Source organism: Streptomyces sp. McG3 (genome assembly GCF_018619185.1).
Classification (GTDB): domain Bacteria; phylum Actinomycetota; class Actinomycetes; order Streptomycetales; family Streptomycetaceae; genus Streptomyces.
Genome location: NZ_JAAXYC010000435.1, coordinates 1 through 5,146, shown reverse-complemented (window position 1 = coordinate 5,146; position 5,146 = coordinate 1). Strand labels below are relative to the sequence as shown.

General features: G+C 73.2%; 5 protein-coding genes. 4 read left to right on the top strand and 1 reads right to left on the bottom strand.

Translation table 11 applies throughout. The features are described from left to right. Positions 1 to 33: 33 nt before the first annotated feature. Positions 34 to 1,146: a ferritin-like domain-containing protein gene (locus HET64_RS36330; RefSeq protein ID WP_215111501.1), complete on the bottom strand. Its 1,113-nt coding sequence runs from the start codon at positions 1,144 to 1,146 to the stop codon at positions 34 to 36. Positions 1,147 to 1,393: 247 nt separating this feature from the next. On the opposite strand from HET64_RS36330, the gene HET64_RS36325 reads away from it, so the two are divergent. The 4 genes from HET64_RS36325 to HET64_RS36310 form a co-directional block, all read left to right on the top strand. Next, positions 1,394 to 2,329, top strand: a complete 936-nt coding sequence (locus tag HET64_RS36325; RefSeq protein ID WP_215111500.1) for a diiron oxygenase — start codon at positions 1,394 to 1,396, stop codon at positions 2,327 to 2,329. A gap of 73 nt (positions 2,330 to 2,402) precedes the next feature. Next, complete coding sequence (locus tag HET64_RS36320) at positions 2,403 to 3,179, top strand: TetR/AcrR family transcriptional regulator (RefSeq protein WP_215111499.1); 777 nt, start codon at positions 2,403 to 2,405, stop codon at positions 3,177 to 3,179. Between the two features lie 4 nt (positions 3,180 to 3,183). Continuing rightward, the gene (locus HET64_RS36315; RefSeq protein WP_215111498.1) at positions 3,184 to 3,471 is read left to right on the top strand and encodes a hypothetical protein; all 288 of its coding nucleotides are present in this window, start codon (positions 3,184 to 3,186) and stop codon (positions 3,469 to 3,471) included. A gap of 103 nt (positions 3,472 to 3,574) precedes the next feature. Beyond that, positions 3,575 to 5,146: protein kinase (locus tag HET64_RS36310; protein WP_215111497.1), on the top strand; the 1,572-nt coding region annotated here is incomplete at its 3' end.

The following is a 5,146-nucleotide window of genomic DNA, read 5'->3' as shown; positions in this document are numbered from 1 at the left end:
GCCCCGAGCCCCGCCGCACCGCACCGCGCCCCATCAGGCAGCGTCGGCCGCGCCCTCCTCGATCGCCTCCGCGACCTCCGCCACCCGGGCCCCCTCCTCGACGGCGAAGCGTTCGCGGTCCAGCTCTTCGGCTATCTCCTCGTCCCTCGACATCAGCAGGTCGAGGTTGGAGTCGCCGAGTTCGAGGACGCCCATGTCGACGTATGCCTTCTGGAGCCGGGGGCCCCACAGGCCGATGTCCTTGACGCACGGGACGATCCGGCTGAACAGGAGCTTGCGGAAGAGCTGGAGGAACTCGGAGTGCTCCGAGAGGTCCTTCGCCTCCTGTTTGCCGATGCCGAAGTTCTCCAGGACCTCGACGCCGCTGAGCCGGTCGCGCATCAGGTAGCAGCCCTCGATGACGAACTCCTCGCGCTCACGGAGTTCGGCGTCGCTCAACTGCTGGTAGTAGTCGCGCAGCGCCATCCGCCCGAAGGCGACGTGCCGGGCCTCGTCCTGCATGACGTACGCCAGGATCTGCTTGGGCAGCGGCTTGGTCGTGGTGTCGCGGATCATCCCGAAAGCGGCCAGCGCCAGGCCTTCTATCAGGACCTGCATCCCGAGGTAGGGCATGTCCCAGCGGGAGTCGCGCAGGGTGTCGCCCAGCAGCCCCTGGAGGTTGTCGTTGACCGGGTAGAGCAGGCCGACCTTCTCGTGCAGGAAGCGGCCGTAGATCTCGGCGTGCCGGGCCTCGTCCATGGTCTGCGTGGCGGAGTAGAACTTGGCGTCCAGGTCGGGGACGGACTCCACGATGCGCGCCGCGCACACCATCGCGCCCTGCTCGCCGTGCAGGAACTGGCTGAACTGCCAGGAGGTGTAGTGCGTGCGCAGCTCACCCCGGTCCTTCTCCGTCATCTTCGCCCAGTGCGGGGTGCCGTACAGGGTGAGCGCCTCGTCGGGGGTGCCGAGAGGGTCGGCGGGGTCGACCTCCAGCGACCAGTCGATGCGCTTGTTGCCGTCCCACTGCTTGTCCTTGCCCTTCTGGTAGAGCGCGAGGAGGCGTTCACGGCCGTCGTCGTAGTCCCAGCTGAACCGGGCGGCTCCGGTGGCCGGAACCTGCCAGACCGGTTCGGCGGGCGGAGTGGTGTAGAGGTCATGGGTGGACACGGACGGCTCCTTCGCCTCGACTGGCTCGACCTGATGGCCAAGCTCCGTGACACCAGCGGCAGTTGAGTGCGCGTGAGCATGTGCACCGGCCGCCTCCCTGGCAGGTTCACACGTTGGTAGACAGCGGGTCAACAAGTCGTACGGAGTCGCGTCCAAGGGATTGACGGCCTTGCTGACAGACAGTCTCATAAGAGATGACCGCCGGTAACACCCGTTCCCGGCAACCCCCGTGTGAGGTGCTCCCGCCATGACGCCCGTCACCGCTCGCGATACCAGCGTGCTCCGCGACGCACTCGGCCCGCTCCGCGACCGCGAACAGGTCGCCCTGCGGCTGCTCGAATCGTCGGCCAAGCACTCCTTCGACCCCGACACCGAACTCGACTGGGACGCGGCCGTCGAGGAGGGCAAGTGGTTCTGGCCGCCGGAGCTGCTCTCGCTGTACGGGACCCCGATGTGGGACCGGATGTCCGAGGAGCAGCGCCTGGACCTCTCCCGGCACGAGGCCGCCGCGCTCGCCTCGCTCGGCATCTGGTTCGAGATCATCCTGATGCAGCTGCTGGTCCGGCACGTCTACGACAAGCCGGTGACCAGCAATCACGTCCGCTACGCGCTCACGGAGATAGCCGACGAGTGCCGGCACTCGATGATGTTCGGCCGCATGATCGACTGGGGCGGCGCCCCCACGTATCCGGTGCCGCGCGTCTACCACAACCTCGCGCGGGTCCTGAAGACCGTCTCCACCACCCCCGGTTCGTTCGCCGCGACCCTGCTCGGCGAGGAGGTCCTCGACTGGATGCAGCGCCTGACCTTCCCGGACGACCGCGTGCAGACCCTGGTGCGCGGTGTGACCCGGATCCATGTGATCGAGGAGGCCCGGCACGTCCGGTACGCCCGCGAGGAGCTGCGCCGCCAGATGGTGACCGCCCCGCGCTGGGAGCGGGAACTCACCAAGGTCAGCTGCGGCGAGGCGGCCCGGGTCTTCTCCATCTGCTTCGTCAACCCGCAGGTGTACGAGAACGTCGGCCTGGACCGCCGTGAGGCCGTCGCCCAGGTGAGGGCCAGCGGCCACCGCGCGGAGGTGATGCAGTCCGGCGCGAAGCGGCTCACCGACTTCTTCGACGACATCGGGCTGCTGAACGGCGTCGGCCGCCGGCTGTGGCGCGGCTCCGGGCTGCTGGCCTGAAAGCCGTGCGGACGGGGAGCGCCGGGCCCGCGGGCCCGGCATCATCCGCACATGAGGCCTTAGGGTCGGTGGTATGACCTCCACCGCCGCAGTCCCGCCGCCCCGGGCGACGTACCGCAGGCTCAGCGTCGAGGAGCGCCGCGCCCAGCTGCTGCTCGCCGCACTCGGCCTCTTCGCCCACCGGGCGCCCGACGAGGTCTCGCTCGACGAGGTGGCGGTGGCCGCCGGGGTGTCCCGGCCGCTCGTCTACCGCTACTTCCCGGGCGGGCGGCAGCAGTTGTACGAGGCCGCGCTCGGCTCGGCGGCCGACGAGCTGACGCTGTGCTTCACCGAACCGCCGGTCGGCCCGCCCACCGAGCGGGTCGCCCGGGTACTGGACCGCTATCTGCGTTTCGTCGACGAGCACGACACCGGGTTCAGCGCCCTGCTGCGCGGCGGCAGCGTCGTGGAGACCTCCCGCACGACGACGATCGTGGACGGGGTGCGCCGGGCGGCGGCCGACGAGATCCTGCGCCACCTGGGGCGGATGGACGGGGCCGGGGAGCAGCCCGCCGGGCCGCGACTGCGGATGATGGTGCGCAGTTGGATCGCCGCCGTCGAGGCGGCCTCGCTGATCTGGCTGGACGACGGGAAGCGGCCGGCCGCGGCCGAGCTGCGCGGCTGGCTGGTCGACCACCTGATCGCCCTGCTCGCCGCGACCGCCGCCACCGACCCGGAGACCGCGGCGGTGGTGAACGAGCTGCTGGCCCTGGAGACCTCCGACGGCCCGGCCGGACAGCTGGCGGAACGAGTGATTCCGGTCGTCGCGGAGGCGGCGCACCTGCTGCCCGCCGCCGCTGCGTCAGACTGACCGGGTGAAGAGCGAGAACACCCCTTTCCGCGGCGGCCCCCTGGACGGCCGGGTCCTGCCGGTCCTGCTCGGCCCGACCGGCCATCCGCCGAAGTGGTACGAGGTCCCGGTGCCCTCGCCCGACGGCGGCCCCGCCACCGTGTACGCCTACCAGCGGGTCCCGGCCGGCTACACCAAGCGGCTCGGGCTCCAGCGCGGCTGGGTGTACGAGTACGCCCCCGGGGGCCGCGAGCACCGCACCCTCAAGTGGCCCTGGTCCAGGACTCCGCCGAGCTCCCCGGACCGCGACTGAGCGGCGGACGACCGCCTGCGGGGCACAGGCCCTAAGATCGACGGTCAGGCGCCGGAGGACGGGTCACCCGGTCGCCGTAGGACGGTCACAAGGGGGGTGCGCCATGGAGGCGCTGCGTCAGGACGATCCACGCCGCTTCGGCCGTTTCACCGCGCTGGCCCGCTTCCACGAAGGCGCGAGCGCGGTGCGGTACGTGGCGCGGGACACCGCCTCCGGCGAGGTGGCCCTCATCACCGCCGCGCGCCCGGAACTGGCCTCCGTACCGGCGTACCGCCGCCGCTTCCAGGCCGAGGCGCGCACCGCCGAACGCCTCGCGGGCGGCTGGGTGGCCGCGCCCCTGGACACCGGCGAGGAGCCGGCCCCGGCGGAGGGGACGGAACCCCTGTGGACGGCGGCGGGTTACGTCCCCGCGCTGCCGCTGGCCGAGGCGATCGGGATCGCCGGTCCGCTGGACGAGCGGACCCTGCGGATACTGGGCGCGGGCATCGCCGAGATCCTCTCCCGGGTGCATGCCGCCGGGGCCGTGCTCCAGGGGCTGGCCCCCGGCACGGTGCTGCTGGCCGCCGACGGACCCCGCCTCACCGCGTTCGGCCCGCTGGGCGCGGCCGCGTCGGCCCAGGCCCGGCCGGGCGGCCAGCTCTCGGTGCGGCTCGGCTATCTGACGCCCGAGCAGATCGAGGGCAAGGAGGTCTCCGCCGCCTCCGACCTGTTCGTGCTGGGGCTGCTGCTGGCGTACGCGGCGACCGGGACGACCCCGTTCACAGAGGGCCCGGCCGAGGAGGCCGCCCGCCGGATCGCCGGGGACGAGCCCGAACTCGACGCCGTACCGGAGGCGTTGCGCGAGCTGATCACGGACTGCCTGGCGAAGGACCCGGCCGAGCGGCCCACGGCCGGCGCGGTCGCCGCCGAACTGGCCCTGGAGGGCGCGGCGGGCCTCGCCCGGGGCGGCTGGCTCCCCGAACGGCTCGCGGCGGCGGTCGCGGACCAGGAGGCGCGGGTCCTGGCCCTGGAGGTGCCGGAGGAGAGCCCGGAGCACGGGCCCGAGACGCCGGCCGGGGCGGCCGGGCCGGAGAAGGCCGCTCGGCCGGAGGGGCCCCCGGAGCCCGGAGACACCCGCACCGCCCCGGAACCCGAGGACGCCCGGCCGCTGCCCGCACCGGCACTGGAGTCACCCACGCCGACGGCGGACACACCAGCCCCCCAGGAGCCCGGGACCACCACCTCCGTGGCCCCGGAACCCGAGGACGCCCGGCCGCTGCCCACGCCGGAACGGGAGACACCCACGCCGACGGCGGACACACCCGCGCCCCAGGAGCCCGGGACCGCCGCCTCCGCGATCCCGGGGCCCGAGGACGCCCGCCCCCAGGACCCCCGTACGGACGGCACCCGGACCGAGGCACCCCGGACGGACGACACCCGGCCCGAGAGCGCCGGCGCGCGCCCGGAGCCGAAGGACGCCCGCACTGCCCCGGAACCGGAGGACGCCCGGCCGCTGCCCGCACCGGCGGTGGACGGGCCCGCATCGCAGGTGCCCGCATCGCAGGTGCCCGCCGCGCCGGCTTCCGCGGGCGGCGGGGACATCGGGGAGGACCGGGGTACCACCCGCTTCCTCAACACCGGGCCGCGGCCGCCGCAGAACGACCGCCCGACGACCCAGCTCGCCCTCCCCCACGAG

Excerpts from the sequence above, each read along its gene's own strand:
- HET64_RS36325 (WP_215111500.1), top strand. The coding sequence starts at position 1,394 with ATGACGCCCGTCACCGCTCGCGATACCAGCGTGCTCCGCGACGCACTC.
- HET64_RS36320 (WP_215111499.1), top strand. The coding sequence starts at position 2,403 with ATGACCTCCACCGCCGCAGTCCCGCCGCCCCGGGCGACGTACCGCAGG.